At 65.9% G+C, this 22,101-nt stretch carries 18 protein-coding genes and 1 pseudogene; 4 read left to right on the plus strand and 15 right to left on the minus strand.

The window, feature by feature from the left end; all coding sequences use genetic code 11:
* Positions 1 to 273: 273 nt before the first annotated feature.
* The 11 genes and pseudogenes from D3260_RS12515 to D3260_RS12555 all read right to left on the minus strand — a co-directional run bounded on the left by D3260_RS12515 (position 274) and on the right by D3260_RS12555 (position 12,403).
* A complete protein-coding gene (locus tag D3260_RS12515) occupies positions 274 to 1,275 on the minus strand; it encodes a sulfotransferase family protein (RefSeq protein WP_120098940.1) in 1,002 nt (333 codons plus the stop codon).
* A complete protein-coding gene (locus tag D3260_RS12520; protein WP_120098941.1) occupies positions 1,268 to 1,990 on the minus strand; it encodes a hypothetical protein in 723 nt (240 codons plus the stop codon). Before D3260_RS12520 ends, D3260_RS12515 begins: the two co-directional genes overlap by 8 nt.
* Positions 1,987 to 3,084 (minus strand): mitochondrial fission ELM1 family protein, encoded by a 1,098-nt coding sequence (locus tag D3260_RS12525; protein WP_233544062.1) that lies wholly within the window; start codon positions 3,082 to 3,084, stop codon positions 1,987 to 1,989. Before D3260_RS12525 ends, D3260_RS12520 begins: the two co-directional genes overlap by 4 nt.
* Positions 3,074 to 5,515, minus strand: a complete 2,442-nt coding sequence (locus D3260_RS12530; protein ID WP_120098942.1) for an ELM1/GtrOC1 family putative glycosyltransferase — start codon at positions 5,513 to 5,515, stop codon at positions 3,074 to 3,076. The genes D3260_RS12525 and D3260_RS12530 overlap by 11 nt, the downstream gene beginning before the upstream one ends.
* Positions 5,516 to 5,592: 77 nt before the next feature.
* Positions 5,593 to 6,531, minus strand: coding sequence for a lysophospholipid acyltransferase family protein (locus D3260_RS12535; RefSeq protein ID WP_120098943.1), 939 nt, complete (start codon positions 6,529 to 6,531; stop codon positions 5,593 to 5,595).
* Between the two features lie 97 nt (positions 6,532 to 6,628).
* A complete protein-coding gene (locus tag D3260_RS12540; RefSeq protein WP_120098944.1) occupies positions 6,629 to 7,390 on the minus strand; it encodes an aspartyl/asparaginyl beta-hydroxylase domain-containing protein in 762 nt (253 codons plus the stop codon).
* Between the two features lie 47 nt (positions 7,391 to 7,437).
* Positions 7,438 to 8,196 (minus strand): SDR family oxidoreductase, encoded by a 759-nt coding sequence (locus D3260_RS12545; protein ID WP_120098945.1) that lies wholly within the window; start codon positions 8,194 to 8,196, stop codon positions 7,438 to 7,440.
* A gap of 21 nt (positions 8,197 to 8,217) precedes the next feature.
* The gene (locus tag D3260_RS18135) at positions 8,218 to 9,375 is read right to left on the minus strand and encodes an aminotransferase class I/II-fold pyridoxal phosphate-dependent enzyme (RefSeq protein WP_370456301.1); all 1,158 of its coding nucleotides are present in this window, start codon (positions 9,373 to 9,375) and stop codon (positions 8,218 to 8,220) included.
* 44 nt (positions 9,376 to 9,419) lie between these two features.
* A complete protein-coding gene (locus D3260_RS18140; protein ID WP_370456302.1) occupies positions 9,420 to 9,668 on the minus strand; it encodes an acyl carrier protein in 249 nt (82 codons plus the stop codon).
* A 346-nt stretch (positions 9,669 to 10,014) separates the two neighbouring features.
* Positions 10,015 to 10,623 (minus strand): annotated as a pseudogene (locus D3260_RS18145) (NAD-dependent epimerase/dehydratase family protein); the annotation flags it as partial.
* 4 nt (positions 10,624 to 10,627) lie between these two features.
* Positions 10,628 to 12,403: a fatty acyl-AMP ligase gene (locus D3260_RS12555; RefSeq protein ID WP_233544063.1), complete on the minus strand. Its 1,776-nt coding sequence runs from the start codon at positions 12,401 to 12,403 to the stop codon at positions 10,628 to 10,630.
* Between the two features lie 473 nt (positions 12,404 to 12,876).
* Here D3260_RS12555 and D3260_RS12560 point away from each other — a divergent pair, with 473 nt between their 5' ends.
* The 4 genes from D3260_RS12560 (at position 12,877) to D3260_RS12575 (ending at position 17,237) form a co-directional block, all read left to right on the plus strand.
* On the plus strand, positions 12,877 to 14,028 hold the full coding sequence (locus tag D3260_RS12560) for an N-acetyltransferase (RefSeq protein ID WP_120098948.1): 1,152 nt from the start codon (positions 12,877 to 12,879) through the stop codon (positions 14,026 to 14,028).
* Positions 14,025 to 14,834 carry a nucleotidyltransferase family protein gene (locus tag D3260_RS12565; RefSeq protein WP_120098949.1) on the plus strand — a complete coding sequence of 270 codons (810 nt, stop codon included), beginning with the start codon at positions 14,025 to 14,027 and terminating at the stop codon, positions 14,832 to 14,834. Before D3260_RS12560 ends, D3260_RS12565 begins: the two co-directional genes overlap by 4 nt.
* A gap of 481 nt (positions 14,835 to 15,315) precedes the next feature.
* Positions 15,316 to 16,287, plus strand: coding sequence for a diacylglycerol kinase family protein (locus D3260_RS12570; protein WP_120098950.1), 972 nt, complete (start codon positions 15,316 to 15,318; stop codon positions 16,285 to 16,287).
* The gene (locus D3260_RS12575) at positions 16,284 to 17,237 is read left to right on the plus strand and encodes a hypothetical protein (RefSeq protein ID WP_120098951.1); all 954 of its coding nucleotides are present in this window, start codon (positions 16,284 to 16,286) and stop codon (positions 17,235 to 17,237) included. Before D3260_RS12570 ends, D3260_RS12575 begins: the two co-directional genes overlap by 4 nt.
* A gap of 419 nt (positions 17,238 to 17,656) precedes the next feature.
* Here D3260_RS12575 and lpxC read toward each other — a convergent pair whose 3' ends face one another.
* From lpxC to D3260_RS12595, 4 genes are all read right to left on the minus strand, one after another.
* The gene (gene lpxC, locus D3260_RS12580) at positions 17,657 to 18,577 is read right to left on the minus strand and encodes a UDP-3-O-acyl-N-acetylglucosamine deacetylase (protein WP_120098952.1); all 921 of its coding nucleotides are present in this window, start codon (positions 18,575 to 18,577) and stop codon (positions 17,657 to 17,659) included.
* Positions 18,578 to 18,842: 265 nt separating this feature from the next.
* Positions 18,843 to 19,988 (minus strand): cell division protein FtsZ, encoded by a 1,146-nt coding sequence (gene ftsZ, locus D3260_RS12585; RefSeq protein ID WP_120098953.1) that lies wholly within the window; start codon positions 19,986 to 19,988, stop codon positions 18,843 to 18,845.
* A gap of 85 nt (positions 19,989 to 20,073) precedes the next feature.
* Positions 20,074 to 21,309, minus strand: coding sequence for a cell division protein FtsA (gene ftsA, locus D3260_RS12590; RefSeq protein WP_120098954.1), 1,236 nt, complete (start codon positions 21,307 to 21,309; stop codon positions 20,074 to 20,076).
* Positions 21,306 to 22,043 (minus strand): cell division protein FtsQ/DivIB, encoded by a 738-nt coding sequence (locus D3260_RS12595; RefSeq protein ID WP_120098955.1) that lies wholly within the window; start codon positions 22,041 to 22,043, stop codon positions 21,306 to 21,308. Before D3260_RS12595 ends, ftsA begins: the two co-directional genes overlap by 4 nt.
* Between the last annotated feature and the right edge of the window lie 58 nt (positions 22,044 to 22,101).

Raw genomic sequence — 22,101 nt, forward strand, 5'->3', positions numbered from 1 at the left:
TCAACAGGCCTTAGTGTCGTCAGGACACAGGCAGTCGCATCAGCGGCCAGGCATGGGCCACAACGGCGGGCTGGGCCGATGGGGCGATGCAAAACGCCGGACAGCGGATTCGTCACGACTCGGTTGGGAGCTGCTCATGGTCCCGCCATTCAGCCTTGCCGTTCACGCATTGGCCCGGCGACACCGCGGGCACGTGCGTTTTGTCTTGCACCCAATGGCCTGCGGTACGCCGATTCATTCGTGTTGAACAGGCCCGAGCCGAATGCCGTCGCCTCACTTGGCCTCGAGATCGCGAATCACCTGACGCAACGCCTGGATCGGGCTGGCCGGATTCCAACGGACGCGCTCGGTCTCGGCGCGGCGATGATCGAACTCGGCCAGAAACGGCCCCAACGCCTCGACGTCACGAGCCAACGCCTGCCAGCGCCGCCCGAACTCATCGGAGGCCTGCGAGAGCTCGTCCGCCGCCACGGCATCCAGCAACTGATATCCCTCGGCGGTCCAGCGATTGACCGCCGGATCGGCCAGCAGATCCTCGCGCGAGAATCGCGACGCCGGTTTGTCCTGTTGCAGGAATTTCGTCGCGTACTCCTCGATGCCCGCAGCCTGATCGGGGCCGACGGGCAACCCGAGGTCCCGGGCGACACGCATCAATTGGCCACGCGGATCGGCCATCAGTCGATCGAAATCCACCACCGCACGCGGCCGACCTGCCGTGCGCGCGAAATAAGGCACCACGTTGACCAGCCATTCCATGTCGGACCAGACCTGTCGGCCACGCTGCGGGTTGATCTTGCCGCGCGAGCGCGCGACCGACATGGGATTGCGCAAGGCGATCAAGTAGCGCGTATCCAGACCCAGGGCGGCGTGAATGCCTTCCCAGAACGGCATCGTGCGCAGGGTCCGCGAATACTTGTAGCCCCACAGCGGTGTGTTGCCGAACCGTGCGCCCAGCGTGGCCACGGCATCCGCCTGGATGGCCTTCATGCGCGGCGTCTCGAACTCGGCATCATCGAGCAGGCGCACGCTATGCCCACGAATCCCCAGCGCCGACTTCAGGCGCTTGCTGATCGCCAGCACGTCGTTGTCCTCGAAGAACCCGGTGGGATTCTTGCCGCCGGCACGACGCAGATTGGCGCCGAGATCAACGCCGAGCGCCGACAGACCGCGCGTGATCGCACTTGTCCCGCTGCGGCCGGCACCAAGCACGGCGACCACCGTCGAGCGCTCGGGATCCGGCGGCGGCACCACGGCCGCGGCATCGGCTTCAGACATCGCGGATCTCCTCGCCCTTGAGCCGGCCCTTGACGCGCCGGACCGCGGCACGCACCCGGTCGTTGATGACCACGATGAAGACCTTGCGATGCATGCCCTCGGGACAGGTGATCTCGCGCACGCCGTGCCAGGATTTCGACTGCCGCTGGAACAGCAGGCTGTAGTTGCCCACGCTCTCGCCTTCGTAGGCGTCCGGAAAATCCTCGAATTCCGGCGCCGACTTGCGATCGAAGGCGCCGTGGTCGTCCAGAATCACGGTATCGCCGCCCCAATCCGGCGACCAGGTCTCCGGCGAGCTGAAGTAGAAGATATGCGAACCGAGCTTGCGCTGGGCATCGCAATGCGGCGAGACCGAAGCGCCTCGGGGCGCGTAGTGCCAGTGGAAATTGAGCTTGAACAGGCCGCGCCCGAACATCTTCTTGACGAAGTCGTAGTAGGCATCCGACTGCAGTTCGTCGATAAAGGCCTGCCAGTCATCGGAAATGCCCACCCGCGGTCGATATTCCAGCGAGTAGCGGTCGTGCGGTTTCTGCCCGTGCGAGCGTGCCTGGCCGAATTGCGGCGTCATGATCTCGGTGCTCGGCATGCTGGCCAGCAGCCGCGCATAGCCTTCGTCGGTGAGCAGGCCGGCCGGATTGATCCAGGGATACGGGTCGGTCGCGCGGAAGGCCTTGCCATCCATGGCGGCAAGCTTGTCGAAGTCCAGATACGTCATGACGAGTGTCCAGTCGATTGACAGATCGCGGCAGCCGAGTCCATCGGCCGATCGCGTTCGAAGAGCGCGCGCACGGCCGACACGACCCGGGCCATATCGTCGGGCGGCGTTGCCGGCGACTCGGTGTCGACGAGCCCCGCATCGCGCAGCCCGGCGTGGAAAGCTGCGAAATCGCGGCGCGGCTTGTACCAGCCGTTATAGACTAAAGCACGATGAATCGGCTTGACCATAGCCGGTAACGATCGTGGCGGCCGTATGGACGGCCATTCGAACAGTGTGACAGGCGCGCCCGTGGCCGCCGCTTCGGCCGGCAGAGAGGCCGAATCGCCGGTCACGAGGAAGCGTGCGCACAAGGCCAGAAATGCCGGATACGGGTTGTCCGGATCGTCGGCGCGCCAGGCATGAAAGTAATGGGGCACGGTCAGACCGGCGGCCAGCACATCGGCCGCCTCGCACGGCGTGCGTCGGCTCGTGGTGACCAGCAGCGAACCGCCGGTCGCCTGTGCCATGGCGTTCGCGCGCTCGGCCAGGGCTCGGGCCGTGGTGGCATCGAAGCGATGGCTCGAACTCGTGCCACCCACCAGCACGCCGATCCAGGGGCCGGGCAGATGCGAAAGCCGGGGCCGCCAGGCACAAGCTGCGGCCTCGCGGGTTGCCGGCTCGACAACGTTGAGTGGCAGCGTGGTTCGCAACACGTTGGGCGCCGTCGGTACCCGGAACTGAGCACTCGTCACCACGAGATCGAAATACCGCGGGTTCATCTGCGTATGGAGCAGATGTACCAGTCGCGTGCGGTTGCCTGAGCGAGCCTTGATCCAGCGCGCCACGGGCGCAGCGCGACGCGAGGCCGCGATCACCAGATCCGGCCACGGCGGTTGCAGCGTCGCGGCGTCACGATCGAGCGTGAACGCATGCGCGCCGATCACTGGATTCGGCAGATGATTCAACACATTCCAGGACAACTGGCGTGTCTCGTACGGCCAGCCGAGTGCCTCGGCCAGCGCGATCATCTGCGCGTTTCCCCCGGCGCCCTCGCCGAGCAGCACCCAGACGTGCGGCGTCTCCGCGCCGGCTTCGCTCGCCTCAGCCGACACGAACGCGGCTGTCCCCGGTCCGTGGCGTCTCGCTCTCGGCCTCGGCCGCCCGCTCACCGGGCAGCGGCAGCAGCGCCCGGATACGGCGCGCCAGCCATTCCGTTTCGTGCCATGCCGGCGGCCGCCAGCCCGTCAGCGAATCGCCGAGCATGCGGGCGACGCCCTGGTCCACCAGGGCATCGTGCAATTCCGGCATGTTGCGACGCGGCACGAAGATCCGGCGTTCGACCAGGCGCGCGCAGATATATTGCAACCCTTCCTGCGGGCGCGCCGAACCGCGCTTGTTGAACCGGTCCTGCCCGGCCTGCGCGATGACCCGGTCCGCCAGGCGACGTCGCAGATTGGGCCGGGCCGTCGGCAGCGGGGCAATATAGACCGGCTTTCCGGTCGCCACCGCCTCGGCCAGCATCGACTCGCTTTCACCGGTCACGACCAGGACGTCGGCGTGTGCAAGATAGCCCAGATACGGGTTGCGGTCGGCCGAGTGTTCGCCCCAGCCAACCAGCGCATCGCGCTTGTACAACCCGGCGCGTATGGCATCCGTGGCCGACTGCGAGGTCCGCCGACTGGTCAGCACGGCAAGCTGCCCCGCGGCCGCATGGACCTGATCGCGGATGCGCTGGGTCAACGCCAGCGCGGTGTCATCGTCCAGGGCATGCTGGACGGTATCGCCGCCGACCAACCAGGCGACCCGCGGGCCTTCTGCGCCGGCGAACAGATCCGGCCATTCGGCCTCGGCCTCACGCAGCTGCGCGGTGGCTACCTTGCTCGGCGGCAGCAATGTCTCGATCTGACGGGGATTCGGCGGCAGATCGAAGTGCTTGCAGACGATGGCGATGTTCTGGGTCTCGCCAATCCGCCCACCACGACGCCCCATGAGCACGAGTCGGGTCCGGGCCCGGCTGCGACGTGCCACAGCCCGCGCGGCCACGGCCGGCAGCCAGCCCGAGGCCACGATCACGTCCGGCCAGGGTGCGGCAAGTCCGTGCGGCCATTCGGCTGCGCCGATGCCCAGCGCATCGCGCACGATCGCCCCGGCATAGGTCAGCGGCGACCGACGGATCGCGTGCTCGCTGACGGGCCAGCCAAGCGCCTGTGCCACGCCGAGTGTCTGGCTGCGATGGCCGGTCTTGTAATGCGTGAGCGCCCAGACCTGGGGATCGCGCCGCGCTAGTGCCCCCCCCGACCAGTACCAGACGCGCGGCTTGCGGATACGTCGCGGCTTGCGCACGACCAGACGCCAGTGACGATCCGGGGCCCGCGAGCCCGCCGAGACCAGCTGCTGGTACCACCAGATCGCATCCGCCGGGGTGTCTCGTTCCTCGCTGGTATCCAGAGTGACCGCGACCACGACCGCACGCCGGGCGCGCGCGAACAGCGCATCGAGAATCCAGGGCGTATCGGTGTCGGGGATTTCGGCCAGACCGTCGGCGAACACCATGTCGACCGGTGCCGGCTCGGCGCGCGGGGCAACGAGATCGGCGAAATCGCACATGGTGATTTCGATGTCCGCCATCGCCCGGCGCAGGCGCGCGCCGCGATCATAGCCGTAGTAGGCCGCGCGGCGCGCCCCAACGTCGGTGGCCGCGGCCACGAAATCCGCCAGCCGCGCCCGCGCGGGGGCCGCAAAATCGCCGATGTCGAAACGGCGCTTGAGCAGGGGCGATGGCTGCGCGCTGTTCCATACCTGAAAGCCAGCCGCATCGGCCTCGGCCTCGATCCGGTGCCAGATATCGGCCGCGGGATTGGCACCGTAGACGAAATCCTGCGGCGTCGGCCGCCAGGGCTGTGTGTGAATGGTGGTGTAGTGCACCACTTTCGACGCGTCCGCGACATATTCGGCATCGCGCGCGTTCCAGGCGTTGTCCAGATCACCCCAGAGATCGGCCTCGCGCATGCGCCGCTCGAGCTCGCGGTTGCCGATGCGCCGTGCGCTGCGGCCGTTCCACAGACGAACCATCCGGGCACAGTCGATGAGCATGACCGACGTGTCGTGATCGTTGATCGACAGCACGCCGGCCTCCCCCATGTCGGCATCGAACAGCTCGGCCGGGTCACGCAGATAGATCTGATCGGTGTCGTTGTAGATCGCACGGCCCGTGCCGCCGGCCAGCTCGGGGATCATGAAGCGATAGTTCGTGAAACCGGTCAGCCACAGCCGTCGCTCGAACCCCTCGAAATCCTTCATGAGGTAGATTTCATAGGTCCGGGCCGGATCGCGCACACGCTCGATCGAATAGACGAACGCCCGCTCCGCACGGAACTGCACGGCCTCCGTACCGAGAAAGATACGCACCGGCGGCGCCTCCGACGGCGTCACATCGGCGTGCGGCGCCAGCGTGATGCACAACGGCGCACGCTGGCCGGAGTCGGCATGGCGCAAATCGCCCTCGATCAGCGTTTCAGCGACACGTTTGATACGAATGGCCACGACTTACCTGCCCGTTGCACTCACAGCGATTGATGCCGCGCCATTATACGACCGCATGCACCCATTGATGCACGCGATCATGCGTAACGTCGATGCACCTGTTTGGGCCAGCGCCGTTTCAGGCAGAGCCACTGGTCCGGATTCCGCGTGATCTCGGCCTCGAACAGCGCGTTGATCTGACGCGACATGTCTAGAACGGCCTCATCGCGATTTGCGCAGGTCGCGCCCGCGGCAATCGGCGGATGGATGTTCACGCGGAACTGCGCGCCCGGGAGACGCTCGGCGATCACCGGCACCAGATCACAGTCGAAGCGCAGTGCCAGACGGGCCGGTGCGGTGTTGGTCATGGCCGGCTCGCCGAAGAACGGCACGGATTCCCCGCTGTCCAGTCGCGTATCCACCGTCAGCCCGATGGACTGGCCCCTGCCCAGCGAGCGCATGAAGGCCCGCATCGCCCCGTCGCGCGAGACCAGCGGTGCCGCGAAGACACCCCGCAATCGATTGAGCAGACGATCGACGTAAGGATTCTGCTCGGGCGCATAGATCACCGGGATGACCAGTCCGTACTGGCGCCCGACCAGCGGCGCGAGCTGCCAGGGGCCGATATGGGCGGTGACGAAAACGGTTGGCCGCTCGGGGCTCGGCGTGACCGCGCCGGGCAGCTCGCGAAATTCGATCCGGCGTGACCGGGCCCGCCAGATACGGCCGAGATTGGCCAGCTCGGCCATGGCCACGCCGACATTGGCGAACGAGGCTCGCGTCAGGTGGGTGAGCCAGCCGGCATCGGCGTTGGCGAAAACCACGTTGAGATTGCGTCGGACCTTGTCGAGGCGCGGCGAAAAACGGCCGAACACCTCGCCCAGACGCGCGCCGAGCGCCAGCGCCAGCCGCAACGGCAGGATACGGAAAAGCCCGACCACCGCGGCCACGCCGGCCGCCTCGGCCAGCCAGATCGGCTGGCGCAACCACGCCGGCACCTGATGGCTCCGGCGCGTGGAAAAATAGAACCGCGGCATAGCCCTCGTGCTCCTCCGAGTTCCGTGCGCTGCAGGATGGCCCGCGGCGTGACGCTCTCCCCCGAGTCGACGTCAGCCGCAGGCCGTAATGTGGAACTTAGGCCATCGCCGCCCGATAACGTTCCTCCCAGGCACGCTGATTGGCCAGCGCGTCACGGAAGTAGCCGGTACGGCGGAGCGCAGCGATCATCGCCCGTGAAACAGCCTTGCCGGGCATGCCCATCGGCCGTTCGATATCGAACAGCAGCACGGCGCGATAGCCGTCGGTTTCGTTCCAGACTTCATGCGGATACGTGTCGTCGAAGAAGAACATGCCGCCTTCCTCCCAGGCACAGTCCACGTCGTCGACCTGAATCAGGCAACGCTCGGGCGAGTCGGGCACGCGCAGACCGATATGACAGCGCACCAGTCCCTTGGTCACGCCGCGGTGTCGCGGAATATGCTTGCCCGGGCCCAGGATGGAAAAGAACGCATTGGAAAGCCCTGGCACCTGTTCGAGCGCGGCCGCGGTCTGCGGGCACAGCTCGCAGCCGAAGTCCATGCGCGTGCCGAACCCCCAGAGCATGAAGGTCTTCCACTGATCGTCGGTCGAGATGCGCGCCTGGTCCGGGCTGATCTCCTGAAAGCTCGGCAGGGCCGCCCGCCGCTCGAGCAGCGCATCGAGTTCGTCACGCATGACCGGCCACTGGGCACGCAGGTTCTCGGCCCACGGGAACAGGGCGTTATCGAGCACCGGCGTGTCCGGAATCTTGGATTGCGACGACAGGAAGTCCATCAACGATCCGCGGAACAGTCGCTTGCCGACCTTCTTGATCTTCTTGCGCCGGAGATCGGAAAAACCCTTGCCGTCTGCACTCATGATCAACCTCGATTAAGACGTCCGAAGGCACGGACGAGCGCGACCGGTCAGCGACGCCCGCGACCGGCCATGATGCGGATATAGGCGCGAGACGGTAGCAACCGCAGGATACCCGCGGCAAATACCAGACTTGACGGCCCGCGCCAATACGGGATTCGACGGACGATCGCGCGGCTCATCCGCTCGACCGCCTGCGTCATGGCCATGCGCGGCCATTTCACGCGCTTGCCGGGCTTGGTGACGAAGCCCGGCTCGAGCAGCGTGACATCGATGCCGGTCTCCGCCAGATCGATCGCCAGGCTCTCGGTGAAACGGGCGACGCCGGCCTTGGCCGCCGAATAGGCCGCCGCGTTCGGCAACCCCCGCGTGGCGGCCAGGCTGCCCATCACCACGATATGACCGCGACCGGCCGCCTGCATCGGGGCCAGCACACAGCCGACGCTGTTCACGACCCCTTCGACGTTGAGCCGCAGGATATCGGCGATCGTCGCGGCATCATAAGCCGTCATGTCCGTGCGACTGCCGCCGCCGGCGTTGGCCACGAGCCGGGTAATGGCACCGGTATGCGCGGTCGCCTCGGCCAGCGCGGCCGCCAGTGTCTCACGATCGGTGACATCGGCCACGACAGCCCGGGCCTGGCCACCGGCCACCGTGATTTCCTCGACCAGTGTTTCGAGCAGCGCAGCGCGGCGAGCCAGCACGATGACCCTGTCGCCCCGGCTCGCCAGCGAGATGGCCAGTGCGCGCCCGATGCCTGAAGAGGCGCCGGTCACGAGCGTGACCTCCGACGGTGCGGGCCGTGCCATGGCTGCCGGCCGCCGTGGTGCTCAGCCGGCCTCGCGCTGCATTTTCTGCAGGGCGATGGCGGTGTCGGCGAAGGCACCGATCATGGTCTCGATCTGTGCGGTCGTATGACCGGCCGACAGGCTGGCGCGCACGAGACATCGGCCGTTGGGCGCCGCCGGCGGCAGCATCAGGTTGGTATATACGCCGCGATCGAGCAGGCCCTGCCACATCCCCAGCGCCGCCTCACGCGAATCGTAGACCGTGGCGACCACCGGCCCCGGCGCTGCCCCCAGCTCGAAGCCGAGATTCGCGAGGCCGCGATGAAGCCGGGTCGCATTGTCCCAGATCCGTTCGCGCAGGGTGTCGTCGTCGCGCAGCCGCGCCAGCGCCGCGCGCGTGGAGGCGATCACCGAGGGCACCGAGGACGCCGTGAAGATATAGGGCCGGCTGGCATACCGAATCATGTCCAGATCCGTATGCGGGCTCACACAGAAACCGCCTGCGGAGCCGAGCGATTTCGAGAACGTGCCGACCACGAAATCAACCGCGTCGAGCACCCCCTCGGATTCGACGACGCCGCGCCCTTTTGCCCCGACGATGCCCATGGAATGGGCTTCGTCGACCATGATGTACGCGCCGTGCTTCTTGACCACGCCGACGATCTCGGCCAATGGCGCAGCGTCGCCGAGCATGCTGTAAATGCCCTCGACCACAACCAGCGTCTGTCGGGCCGTCTCGCCCAGTCGCTTGAGCCGCCGATCCAGGTCGGCCGGATCGTTGTGCTTGAATCGCAGTGTCTTGGCACCGCCCAGACGCAGGCCGTCGTAGATACTGGCATGACAATCGGCATCCAGCATGACGGTGTCGCGCGGGCCGACCAGCGTCGAGAGCATGCCCAGATTGGCCTGATAACCGGTCGAAAAGACCAGCCCGCGACGCATGCCGTAGAAATCGGCCAACTCCTGCTCGAGCGCGATATGGCCGGCATACGAGCCGTTGGCCATGCGCGAGCCGGTGGTGCCGGTGCCGAGCGTGCGCACTGCATCCACCGCGGCCTCGACACAGTTCTCGTCGAAGGTCAGCCCAAGATAATTGTTGCTGCCGGCCAGGATGGTGCGTTGCCCGCGAATGATCGCTTCGGTCGACGACAGCACCCGGTCGAGCGGCACGGCCAACGGCTCGATGCCGGCCTCTTTCATCTGTCGCCGGACATCGGCGATCGGTTCGAACTTGTCGAACAGGCTTACGCGTCGATCGCCTCGTTCAGCGCTCGGGTCAGCTGATCCATCGTCTCCACGTCCGGCAGAAAGTTCAGCGGAATCGAGGTGTCCAGACGGTCCTCCAGCTCCATCATCACTTCCATCACCTGCACCGAATCCAGCCCCATGTCGTCGACCAGGCGTGTGGCCGGCGTGATCGTGAGCTGATCCGGCACGTACGGACTCAGCAGCTCGATCAGATGCGCGTAGATCTCGTCGTAGCGACTGCTCATCGGAATGGTCCTCGTCGTCGGGCGTGCGTTGTTCGCGCGCCCAGTCACAGGTGAGCGCCAGCCCGCGGGCCAGCGTGATGGTCGGGCGCCAGTCGAGCCGCTCGGCCAGCGGTTGGGTGTCGGCGACCCAGTCGCGATGCGTCAGCTCGCGTGCCTTGCCGGGCGTGAGCATCGGCGTATAGCCGGCCCACTGCGCCAACCGCTGATTGGCACGCGCGGCCATCTGCAATCCCCGTGCCGAAACGCCCACACGACGAATGGGAGCACCGCGCAGACGACGAGCCTCGGCCAGCACATCGGCCCAGCGGTAGCCGCCGCGCTTGCCGTCGCTGATCTCGTAGACACCGCTGGCGCGCGCACCGTCAGCCAGCCAGGCACATACCGCGGACGCCAGATCATCGACATGCAACATCGAGAACCGGGCCCCCGCGTCGCCGGGCGTCACCGCCAGTCCACGGCCCATCAGGGCGAACAACGGACCGAGCGCCGTATCACCGGCGCCGTAGACCGCCGGTGGCCGGAGCACGAGTGCCGGCGCAGGCGCATCGACGCCCGCCAGCAGGCACTCCATCGCGTATTTCGATCGCGCGTAGTCGGACACGTCGGGTTCACGCGCCGCCAGCGACGAGAGCGCGAGCACCGGCAGCCCGCGCTGTGCCGCGGCCGCGAACAGATGTGCGCTGCCGTAGACGTTGACGCGCTCGAAGTCGGCCAGATCGCGACCACGCACGGCACCCGCGGCATGCACCACGGCATCGGCCCGTGCCACGAGGCCATCGAGCCCTTGCCCGCTCGTCAGATCGCCGCGCACCGGCGCCGCGCCAAGTGCGCGCACCTCGCCCGCCGCTTCGGGGCGACGCACCAACGCGTTGACCGAATGCCCGGCCTGGATCAGGGCTCGGACGACGGCGCGCCCGATGAAACCGGACGCGCCGGTAACGGCGACACGCGCCATGAGATCAGCCTGCCTGGCGTTCGCTGGCGTCCGACGCAGTCGTGGCAGGCGCCTGGCGCGCGTGCACGCGGTCCGTGAGCCGCTGGATGTAATCGTTACGCGCACCGGCACGCGACAATTTGCCCGAGGAGGTGCGCGGCAGCGTGTGCGGCGCCACGGCCTCGACCAGGCACTCGACGCCGAATTCGCGCCGCATCAGCCCTTCGAGCCGGCCGATCAGCTCACGCCGGGCGGTCGTTTCACGCACACGGCACTGGATGACGAGGACCGCCGCGTCGTGGCCGTCCTCCGACGGCGCGGCGAACGCCAGTGCGTCGCCGGGACGCAGCTCGGGCTGCGCCTCGGCCAGCCATTCGAGGTCCTGCGGCCAGATATTGCGGCCGTTGACGATGATCAAGTCCTTCGCCCGGCCGGTGATGACGATGCGACGGCCGATCCGATAGCCCAGATCGCCGGTGTCCAGCCAGCCGTCATCCGAGAGCACGCGCGCGGTCTCCTCGGGGCGCTGGAAGTAACCCGACATGACACTCGGGCCACGCACATGCACGGCGCCGACACAGCGTTCGCCGAGCGCCTCGCCCTCGTCGTCACGAATTTCGAAATCGTATTCGGGCAACACCTCGCCACAATCGACGAAGCGGACCGTCCGGCCGGCCTGATCGGCTTCGGCCGGGACGGCCCTGCGCGTATCGGCCAGTGCTTCGGCATCGATGGTGTCGGTCGAAAGCCCCACATCCAGCGGTGCGAAACTGATCGCCAGCGAACACTCGGCCATGCCGTAGCAGGCCACGAAGGCGCGCGCATCGAAATGCGCCGGGGCAAGCGTTTCGGCGAACCGGCCCAGCGAATCCGGACGGATCGTTTCAGCGCCGGCGCCGGCGATGCGCCAGCTCGACAGATCGAAATCGTCGGCATTGTGGCGGATACGACGCGCGCAGAGCTCGTAGCCGAACGAGGGGCTGAACGAGATGGTGCCGCGATTGCGGCTGATCAGCGACAGCCACTGGCGCGGCCGCATGGCGAAATCGCGCGTGGCCAGATAGTCGACCGACCGCTGCGAGGTCAGCGCGGCCAGCATGAAACCGACCAGCCCCATGTCGTGGTATAGCGGCAGCCAGGAGACCAGACGATCATCGGCGCGCATCTGCACGCCCAGCTCCAGAATGCTCGACAGGTTCTGCATGACCTGGGCCTGGCTGATGACCACGCCACGCGGGAACTGGGTGCTGCCCGAGGTGTACTGGAGATAGGCGGTCCGCGTGACATCCGGCGCGGCCAGCGGCGATTCGCTGGGCGGCAGCGCCTCGAGCGACTCGTAGGTGCCAAGATGCGCGAGCGTCATGCCCTCGGCCGCGTCGGTCAGAAAGCTCATGAAGTCTTCGGGCGCCAGTGCCACATCGGCCTGGCAGCCGGCCAGCAGCGAGCGCAGCTGGCGAGTGTAGGCATCCCGACTGCCAAGCCCCACCGTGACCGGCAGCGGCACCGGCACGTAACCGGCGTACTGGCAGGCAAAGAAAGCGATCATGAAACCGGGCAGCGTATCGGCCACCAGCGCCACGCGCGCGCCTTCGTCGAGGTTGAGCCCGATCAAGCGCGAGGCGGTCTCGCGAGCGCGATCGCGCAGCTCGCGATAACTCAGGGCGTGGGCCAGCTCGCCCCGGCCGTTGTAGAAGTTGAAGCCCGTCTCGCCCTCGCCTGCGTAGTCCAGCGCGTCGCCCAGTGTGGCAAAGTCGGCGCGACGCATCGGCAACCGGTGTTCGGTGGGCGTTGGCTTCATCATCGATCTACCTGTCCTGTAACGAGCACTGCAACGAAGTTAAAGCGCGCCGGTGCACGACCGTTTCGTCGCGCGAACATCGAAGGCACGGGAAGCCGTCGCATGCGTGCAATCATCGAGCAGCGAACTGGGCGTGTCGGCCGAGCCGGACGGGCATGTCGAATGGGTCACGACACTGCAAGCTTTGCCAAATCACGCTGTTCGAACCGAAGTTGCACCAGACATCAACTGCGAAATCCTACTGCAAAGCGCATCAGTTTGCACTAGTGGCAACAGTCGATCCGGGCGTTTACCCGGTTTTCCGGCATCCTGGCCGGACCGATGTCCGTGCAATCTTCGCACGCTGTGCGACGACGTTTTCCTGCGACGGGATTGTGAACCATCGTGGGTTAAGAAATCGTTCAGAGCGAGCACACCTGCTATGCGTTGCGGGCTCGCGTATATTGCCGCCTGTCAGCCGCAACCCGAAATCCGCCATGGCCGCACCGCACCCCGATCGCGCTGTCCAGATCGTCCCTGTTGCCGGCAAGCGCGAACTGACGCGCTTTCTGAAAGTTCCGCACACTGTCTACGCGAAGCGCCGCGAGTGGCGCGCGCCGTTGATGCTCGAGCGACGCATGCATCTGTCGGAAAAACAGAATCCGGCGTTCGAGCATCTAACCTGGCAAGCCTGGATCGCGGTGCGCGACGGTCGCGACATCGGCCGGATCACCGCGCAGATCGATGCGCTGCGCACCGCCGACGAAACCGAGCCGACCGGTTTTTTCGGGATGTTCGAATGCATCGATGACGCCGACGCCGCAGCCGCGCTGATGGCCACGGCCGAGGCCTGGCTGGCCGAACGCGGCATGCACACCATCCAGGGCCCGTTCAATCTGACGATCAATGATGAATGCGGCCTGCTCGTCGACGGCTTCGAAACCCCGCCGATGGCGATGATGCCGCACGGCCGGGACTACTACGCCGGGCTGGTCGAACAGTCCGGTTACCACACCGCCGTCGACATGCTCGCGTTCTGGCTCGACCTGCCGTTCACCCGGCCGCGTGCCATGCAGCGACTGCTCTCACGCTATGCCGGCCGGATACGGATCCGCCCGATCGAGCGCAAGCACTACGACCGCGAACTGGATACTCTGCGCGACATCTTCAACGACGCCTGGGCCAACAACTGGGGCTTCGTACCGTTCACCCAGGCCGAGTTCCGCGATCTGGGCCATACGCTCAAGCTACTGATTGCCGACGATCTCGTGCAGATCGCTGAAGTCGATGGACACCCGGCGGCCTTCATCGTCGGCCTGCCCAATATCAACGAAGCCGCCCGGGATCTCGGCGGACGGCTCGGCCCGATCGGCATCGGCAAATTGCTGTGGCGCCTCAAGGTCCGTTTTCCGAAGACCGTGCGTGTGCCGCTCATGGGCGTGCGCCAGGCCTATCAGGGCGGTCCGCTGGGTGCGGCGCTGGCCTTTGGGGTGATCGATGCCATGGAAACCGCGTTCTGCCGACACGGCGCCTCGGGCAGCGAGCTGTCCTGGATTCTCGCCGACAATCACGGCATGCGCGATATCATCGAGGCATTGGGCGGCCATGCCTACAAGACCTATCGCATGTACGAAAAGACATTGACATGACGCATGATACGCGCGCGCCGGCCGAACGCTGGGATGTCATCGTTCTGGCCGGCGATCGTGGCGCCAACGACCCGGTGGCCAGAGCCACGGGCGCCGGTTGCAAGGCGATGGCGCCGATCGCGGGCAAGCCCCTGCTCGCCCGCGTGCTCGACACGATCACCGAGGCCCCGGGGCTGGATACCTGTCACGTCGTCGGCCCGCGTGCCGACATCGTGGCCGCGAACCCGACGCTGGCCTCCCTGATCGGCGAATCCGGCGCTCGCTGGCATTCCCCCGCCGACTCGCCGGTGGCCAGCGCCATGACCGCACTGGCCGATATCGATTCCGATCGCCGCGTGCTGATCACCACGGCCGACCATGCCCTGCTGACACCGCGCATGATCGATGCGATGTGCCAGACACGCGACGACGTTGATCTGACGGTCGGCCTGATCGAGCGGGCTCGCGTGTCCAGCGCCTATCCGGCATCGCAACGTACCGCCATCCGGCTCGGGGGGCGTGGATACTGCGGTTGCAATCTGTTCGCCCTGCACTCGGCCCGCGGGCGCGACCTGGTCGCGGCTTGGCGCCGCGTCGAGGACGAGCGCAAGCACCCGGCGCGCGTGGTCTCCGGAATGCTCGGCTGGGGCGCTCTGATTCGATACGCCCTGCGGCGCCTGACGCTCGAACAGGCCTTCAATCAACTCTCGCGCCGCAGCGGCGTGCGGGTCGCACCGAGCCTGCTCACCACACCGGAGGCCGCCATCGACGTCGACTCGGTGGCCGACCTGCGTCAGGTCGAGGCCATTCTCAACGGCCGCGGATGAGACGACGCCGATCCGGCCGGCCCAGTGAAACCGGCGTGCGAGGCGCTCGCAGCGCGCGGCGACCGGGCCTTCAATATGGCGGGCTGGCGTGTTCGCCCGAGCGCTCTGTTTCTGCCTGCCGGGTGTTCTGCTAGGGCCTGTTGATGTTTCGTTCGAGCGCCTTTTCGTCGAGAGACCGCCGTGTGTCCGGCAAGGCGCGAGTCGCCGATCGTGGCGTGCCACGATCCAGACGGGCAACGCCGCAGGGCGCCCATCGTCGATTTTTCATGGGCGGCCCAACCCTTGGGAACAGGCGCCCCGAATCAAAGATACGACGGCAATCCAGCGCGCCAGGCCTTGGCTTGTCGTAGCGCAGCACTTGGCGCGGACTCGTACGAAACATCAACAGGCTCTAGAATGCGCGGCACCTCGACGAGCCGAGACGCGGCGTCCGGCTGGCTCGAGCACAGGGGCCGAATACCCGCGGATTCCAGGAGCCGGCATGGTCGAGAAAGCGTCCGCCAGCACGCCACGGCGGCTGGGCATCATCTACAACGCACAGAGTGGACGACATCGCCGACGCTGGGGCCATCACGCACCGCCGGCCGGCGTACCAGCCATCGAGGCCAATACCACGGCCGAAATCACCGCTGCGGTCGCCGAGCTGGCCGGCCTCGGCGTTGACCTGCTCGCCGTGGCCGGTGGCGATGGTACCGTGCAGTGCGTGCTTGGCGAGATTCTCCTGAAAGAGCATTTCGCCGAACCACCCCTGCTGGCGCTCATCCCCACCGGCAGCACCAACATGACTGCGCGCGATGCCGGCGCGATCAACGTGCGACGCCGGGGTTGGCAGCCGTTGTGCGACTGGGCCGCGGGTCAGCGCAGCGCACGGCTTCGTCAGCGCAGCGTACTGCGCATCGAGCCCGGCGGGGACCGCGCCGCGATCGCCGGCATGTTCTTCGGAGCCGGTGCGGTCCATCATGCGGTCGAGCATACGCAGAAACGACTGCATAGCGTGGGGCTGCGCGGTGAAGTCGGCCCGGCGCTTGCGTTCCTGCGTTTTCTGAAGTCCGTGCTGACCGGCGACGGTCGCCATTTCGCGCCCACGCGGCTGAGTCTGCGCGACGACAAGCAACAGTATATGGACGACGAGGCGCTGCTCATGGTCGCCTCCACACTGCATCGCCTGGTATTGCGATTTCACCCCTTCTGGGGCCGCGAGGACGCCGCGATCGCCTGGACCGTAATCCGTCACGGGGCCAACCGACTGTTCTGGCGGATTCCGCTGATCGTGCGCGGCTCGTCGCGGGCCGGTCGTGCCGAGCCGATCGATTATCTGAGCCACAACAGCGACACCCTGGAGCTCGACTTCGAAGGCGGTTTCATCGTGGACGGTGAATTCTTCCGCAGCGCAGCGGCCGACGGCCCAGTGCGCCTGTCGGTGGCGGGTCGTCTGTCGTTTGTCTCGCTGTGAGTACCGCCGCCGAGACGCAGGACGGCTTCGCCGCCATCGCCGGGCCATGCCACAGCCCGGTGGCCGAGGCGCTCTCACCACTGATCACGGCCATCGAAGCCCGTCATGGTACGGCCGTGTCGGGCATCATCTTCTATGGTTCGTGCCTGCGCAGCGGCCGTATCCATGATGGTCTCGTGGATCTTTACGTGGTCGTCGACAATTACCGCGCAGCCCACGATCGCCCGATCAGCGCGCTCGCCAACCGGCTGGTGCCGCCGAACGTCTACTACCTGGAAGCCGACGGCGCGCAGGGTCTGCTTCGCTGCAAATATGCCGTGATCGATGAGGCCGAGCTGGCCCGTGGCTGCACCACGGCCCTGCTGTCCAGTATCTGGGGACGTTTTGCACAGCCCGTGGCCATCGTCACCACCCGGGACGCCGATACGCGGACACGATTCCGTGCCCATCTCGGGCGCGCCGTCGCCACGCTGCTCGACGAGTGCCTGCCCGCGCTTTCGGATACAGCGCGCGCGCCGGCCGAGGCATTTGCCGAGGCGCTCGCGCTCAGCTATTCCGGTGAGCTGCGTACCGAAGACAGCCGCCGCAGCACGACCGTCATCGACACCGATCGGGCGGAATATGCACGCCGGCTGCATGCAGCGCGAGGCCACCTGGCCTTCGATACCGAAATCGATTCGACCGGCCGTTTTCGCTGTTATCCGAGCATGGCCCAAAAGCGCCGCGCTGCCCGGCGCTGGCGCATCCGACGCCCGCTTGGCCGCGCGCTATCGGTCGCCCGCCTGTCCAAGGCCTGCTTCACCTTCGGCAACGCCGTCGACTACGGGGCCTGGAAACTGGCCCGCCACACAGGCGTCGAGATCGAGGTCACGGATCGACTGCGGCGTCATCCCCTGATCTACGGCTGGCCGGTGCTCTGGCGCCTGTATCGGCGCGGGCTGCTGCGATAGACCAACCCGGGGCGTCTCGTCCCAGGCCTCGTCCCAGGCAAGAGTCGCCAATCCTGGCGTGGCCACGCGCCCCCGTGGCCGCCCAGTCGACTGTTCAAGGGCGGCCATCCCCTCGAGATAAACGCCCCAATCAAAACGCCACGGCGATTCAGCGCGCGAGCAGGCAGGCAGGCAGGCAAAAAATCCAAACACGATGCGTTCCACGCCTCGTCTCGCCGCCCCTGGTCCCTTTCAGCAGGCAATGGGCATAAAAGACTCGCACGACACCATCAACACGCTAATCCGAGGCTCCGGCGCGCGCACTGGCGCGTGCGTTACGCCAATGCGGGCAAGGTTATCGCCAATACGGCGATACCGCCCACGAAAAAGCCGGCTCGCGGCCGGCTCTTCGTAGGCGCTGTCTCGATGAAAACGCGCGATCAGGCAGCGACAACTGCCGGGCGTGCGTTGATGTAGGAGATCGGCAGCGATTCCGGCTCGTCAAACGTGATCTCTTCCCACGCATCCGTGGTTTGAAGCAGCGTCCGCACGAGCTTGTTATTCAGGGCGTGGCCCGACTTGTGACCGGAATAACTGCCGATCAGGCCGCGTCCGGTCAGATAGAGATCACCGATCGCATCCAGAATCTTGTGGCGCACGAATTCGTTGTCGTAGCGCAGACCATCGGCATTGAGCACACGGTAATCGTCGAGCACCACAGCGTTATCCATCGAGCCGCCCCGCGCCAGATTGTTCGAGCGCAGGTACTCGATATCACGCATGAAGCCGAAAGTGCGCGCTCGACTGACTTCACGCACGAACGATGTCGTGGAGAAATCCACAGTCGCCGATTGCATGCCGTCGGCGAAGGCCGGATGATCGAAGTCGATCGAGAAATTGACCTTGAAGCCGTCGAACGGATCGAAACGCGCCCATTTGTCGCCTTCGGCGACCTCGACCGGCCGCTTTACACGAATGAAGCGTTTCGGCGCATCCAGCTCCTGGATACCGGCCGACTGCAGCAAGAAGACGAACGGCCCGGCACTACCATCCATGATGGGCAACTCGTCGCAGGACAACTCGACCACGGCATTGTCGATTCCCAGACCGGCTAGCGCCGACATGAGATGCTCCACCGTCTTGACACGCACGCCATCATCGACGAGCGTAGTTGCCAGCGTCGTATCGCCGACATTGAAGGCCTCGGCGCGCACGTCCGCGTTCGGCGACAGATCCATGCGCCGGAACACAATGCCACTGTTGGCAGAGGCCGGGCGAAGCGTCATGTAGACCTTCTGCCCCGTATGCAGGCCAACACCGGTCGCCCGGATCGGGTTCTTGAGCGTGCGCTGTCGTAGCATGAGTCGGACTTCCCTGTTTCTCGACGAGCCGTGACGATTGAAACGTCACACTACCGTCATCGTTATGCTTTACAGTCTAGTAACACAGTCTTAACTTCGACTTAATTCAGTCGTGGCGGATGTGCGCGTGCGCCCGCGCCGGAAAACCCGCCAATCTATCACAGTGTCGCAGCCTGTTCATCGCCACCTGCGCCGATTCCTGTCCGTGGCCGGGCGATTCCCCTCACCCGGCCACGAGGCAACAAGAAGGCGAAACGCAGAGCGCCTAATCGGCCTGATTGCGCAGAAAGGCCGGCACGTCGAAGTAATCCATGTCGACAGCCGCATTGTCGTTCTGATTCTGCCGCGGCGACTGACGGATCACTGTCGGCCGATCCAGATCTTCATAGCGCATCTGGCCAGCCGCATCGCGCTTGACCGGGCGGCGTGCGTCGCGCTCACCGCCTTGGTTTCCCAGGCCGGTCGCCACGACCGTCACGGTCAGCTCGTCCCCGCACTCGGAATCCTCGGCCATGCCGACGATGACTTCGGCGTTGTCGCCGGCCATCTCGGCCACGACTTCGTTGACGATCTGGAATTCATGGATACCCAGATTCTCGTCACCGGTGACGTTGACCAGCAGGCCCTGTGCACCGTGCAGCGATAGATCATCGAGTAGCGGACTGGCGAGTGCGGCCTCGGCGGCCTCGCGCGCACGATCCTCGCCCTTGGCCGTGGCCCGACCCATCATGGCCATGCCCTGAACGCTCATCACGCGCTTCACGTCCGCGAAGTCGACGTTCATCATGCCGGGCCGAGTGATCAGATCCGAGATGCCCTGCACTGCGTTGTGCAACACGTTGTTGGCAGCCTGGAAGGCGTTCTTGAGCGTGATCGACTTGCCGAGCGCGGTCAGCAGCTTCTCGTTGGGAATGACGATCAGCGAATCGACGAACTGGCCGAGATCCTCGATGCCCTTGTGGGCGACTTCCATGCGCTTGCCGCGCTCGAAGGGGAAGGGCTTGGTGACGACGGCCAGCGTGAGGATGCCCATCTCGCGCGCGATCTCGGCGACGACCGGCGCCGCACCGGTACCGGTACCGCCCCCCATGCCGGCGGTGATGAACAACATGTCCGCGCCCTCGATGGCCTCGCGGATCCGCTCGCGATCCTCTTCGGCCGACTGACGGCCGACGGCCGGGTCCGCACCGGCACCGAGGCCGCGCGTGACGTTCATGCCCATCTGCACGAGCACGTCGGCCTGACAGCGCTCGAGATGCTGGGCGTCGGTGTTGGCACAAATGAAATCGACACCCTTGATGCCGCCGGCGACCATCTGGTTGACGGTGTTACCGCCGCCGCCGCCAACGCCGATCACCTTGATGACCGCCTGAGTGTTCGTCTGATCAGCAAACTCGAATACTTCTGGCATGTTGCACCTCTGTTGCTTCGCCTGTCCTTCCCGCGGGAAAGACTTTTCGCCCCGTGCCCCGGCCGTCGCCCCTCGGATCACGCGTCTAGAAATTGCCCTTGAACCACGCTTTCATGCGTTCCCAGACCTGGGCGAACGTGGTGTCGCCGCCCGTGGCCTCCATCACGCCACGTGATTGTGTCCGGTTTCCGAACTCGAGCAACCCGACACCCGTGGCATGTATCGGATTGCGTACCACATCGGACAACCCGCGAACCTTCTGCGGCGTGCCCAGACGCGTCGACATGTGAAAGACTTCCTCGGCCAGATCGGTCAGCCCTTCCATCTTGGAAGAACCGCCGGTGATGACCACGCCGCCGGCCAGCAGGTCTTCGAAACCCGACCGTACCAGCTCCTTGTGGATGAGCATGAACAGCTCTTCATAACGCGGCTTGATGACCTCGGCCAGCGTGTAACGCGACAGGCGACGCGGCGGCCGCTCGCCCACGCTCGGCACCTCGATCGCATCGTCGTCCTCGATGCGCTCGGGCAATGCACAGCCGTAGCGGATCTTGATCTGCTCGGCGTGCTGGGTGGGCGTACGTAGCGCCACCGCAATATCGTTGGTGACCTGGTCGCCGGCGATGGGGATGACCGCCGTATGCCGGATCGAGCCGTTGACGAACACCGCGATATCCGAGGTGCCACCACCGATGTCGACCAGCGCCACGCCGAGGTCCTTCTCGTCGTCGGTCAGCACCGCGTACGAGGAGGCCAGCTGCTCGAGCGAAAGCTTGGAGACTTCCAGCCCGCAGCGCGCCACGCATTTCTGGATGTTGTGCGCGGAGGTCACCGCCCCGGTAACGATATGCACCTTGGCCTCGAGCCGGACGCCCGACATGCCAACCGGTTCCTGGATGCCTTCGTTGTCGTCCACCGCGAATTCCTGCGGCAGCACATGAAGAATCTTCTGGTCGGCCGGAATCGCCACCGCACAGGCTGCGTCGATCACGCGCTCGATATCGGACTCGGTGACTTCCTTGTTGCGCACCGCCACGATGCCGTGCGAGTTCAGCGAGCGCACGTGCGCGCCGGAGATGCCGCAATGCACGGTCTGGATCCGGCAGCCCGCCATCAGCTCGGCCTCTTCGACCGCGCGACGGATCGAGTCGGTCGTCGACTCGATGTTGACCACCATGCCCTTCTTCATCCCCTTGGAGGGGGCAGATCCCAGGCCGATGATCTCGAGCTGGCCGTCGTGGACTTCAGCCACGATGCAGGCCACCTTCGAGGTGCCGATATCCAGGCCGACGATGAGGTTCTTCTCCGGCCGTTTGCTCATCCCATATTCTCCTGCCCGCTGGCTGACGCCACCTGCTTGCGCGTGCCGCCAACTGCAAAACCGTCGCTGTAGCGCAGATCGACATAGCCGGCTTCGGCCAACGCACTGGACGCCGCCGAGCGTTCAAGCCCGAAACGCACGAACCGCTGCATGCGCGCTGCGAGCTCATCGTGCCCGAGTCGCAGTGCCAACCCGTTGTCGAGCCGACCCTGCCAATCACCGTCCGCATCGAGCTTCAATGACGCAAGATGCGCACCATGACCGGCGAGGATACCGGATAGTCGGCGGTATTGGGCATAGACTTTCGCGGCCTGGTCGTCCGCGCCGTCGAGCTGCACGAGACCGGGCGGCCGCTTGTCGGGCGCGAAGATCTCGCCGTCGGCGCCCAGCATCCGGTCATTGCCCCAGTAGGCCACCGGTTTGCGGTCGGCGATGTGCACGACCACACCGTTGGGCCAGTGGCGCGAGACCGAGACATCGGTCAGCCACGGCTTGGCAGCCAGCTTGTCCTGAAGCCCCTTCAGATCGACATCGAAGAACGAGGCCTTGAGATAAGGCGCGGCCAGGCGCGCCAGTTCGCCGTCGGAGACGTGCGCCGAATGGCCGCTGATATAGAGCCGCCGCGGACCCGAGTCGTCCGGTTTGATGCCCTGCCAGGTACAGGCCGCCACACCGGTGAGAAGTAGCGCGCCAATGGACAGATCACGGATCCAGCGTGTGGTTGACTTGCTCATGACGAACGCCCCCCGGGCAGTTGCCGGCCACCGCCGGCAATCGAGAAAACAGAACAAC

Source organism: Salinisphaera sp. Q1T1-3 (genome assembly GCF_003602005.1).
Classification (GTDB): Bacteria; Pseudomonadota; Gammaproteobacteria; order Nevskiales; family Salinisphaeraceae; genus Salinisphaera.

Excerpts from the sequence above, each read along its gene's own strand:
- D3260_RS12515 (WP_120098940.1), bottom strand. The coding sequence starts at position 1,275 with ATGTCTGAAGCCGATGCCGCGGCCGTGGTGCCGCCGCCGGATCCCGAG.
- D3260_RS12520 (WP_120098941.1), bottom strand. The coding sequence starts at position 1,990 with ATGACGTATCTGGACTTCGACAAGCTTGCCGCCATGGATGGCAAGGCC.
- D3260_RS12535 (WP_120098943.1), bottom strand. The coding sequence starts at position 6,531 with ATGCCGCGGTTCTATTTTTCCACGCGCCGGAGCCATCAGGTGCCGGCG.
- D3260_RS12540 (WP_120098944.1), bottom strand. The coding sequence starts at position 7,390 with ATGAGTGCAGACGGCAAGGGTTTTTCCGATCTCCGGCGCAAGAAGATC.
- D3260_RS12545 (WP_120098945.1), bottom strand. The coding sequence starts at position 8,196 with ATGGCACGGCCCGCACCGTCGGAGGTCACGCTCGTGACCGGCGCCTCT.
- D3260_RS18135 (WP_370456301.1), bottom strand. The coding sequence starts at position 9,375 with ATGAAAGAGGCCGGCATCGAGCCGTTGGCCGTGCCGCTCGACCGGGTG.
- D3260_RS18140 (WP_370456302.1), bottom strand. The coding sequence starts at position 9,668 with ATGAGCAGTCGCTACGACGAGATCTACGCGCATCTGATCGAGCTGCTG.
- D3260_RS12555 (WP_233544063.1), bottom strand. The coding sequence starts at position 12,403 with ATGATGAAGCCAACGCCCACCGAACACCGGTTGCCGATGCGTCGCGCC.
- D3260_RS12560 (WP_120098948.1), top strand. The coding sequence starts at position 12,877 with ATGGCCGCACCGCACCCCGATCGCGCTGTCCAGATCGTCCCTGTTGCC.
- D3260_RS12565 (WP_120098949.1), top strand. The coding sequence starts at position 14,025 with ATGACGCATGATACGCGCGCGCCGGCCGAACGCTGGGATGTCATCGTT.
- D3260_RS12570 (WP_120098950.1), top strand. The coding sequence starts at position 15,316 with ATGGTCGAGAAAGCGTCCGCCAGCACGCCACGGCGGCTGGGCATCATC.
- lpxC (WP_120098952.1), bottom strand. The coding sequence starts at position 18,577 with ATGCTACGACAGCGCACGCTCAAGAACCCGATCCGGGCGACCGGTGTT.
- ftsZ (WP_120098953.1), bottom strand. The coding sequence starts at position 19,988 with ATGCCAGAAGTATTCGAGTTTGCTGATCAGACGAACACTCAGGCGGTC.
- ftsA (WP_120098954.1), bottom strand. The coding sequence starts at position 21,309 with ATGAGCAAACGGCCGGAGAAGAACCTCATCGTCGGCCTGGATATCGGC.
- D3260_RS12595 (WP_120098955.1), bottom strand. The coding sequence starts at position 22,043 with ATGAGCAAGTCAACCACACGCTGGATCCGTGATCTGTCCATTGGCGCG.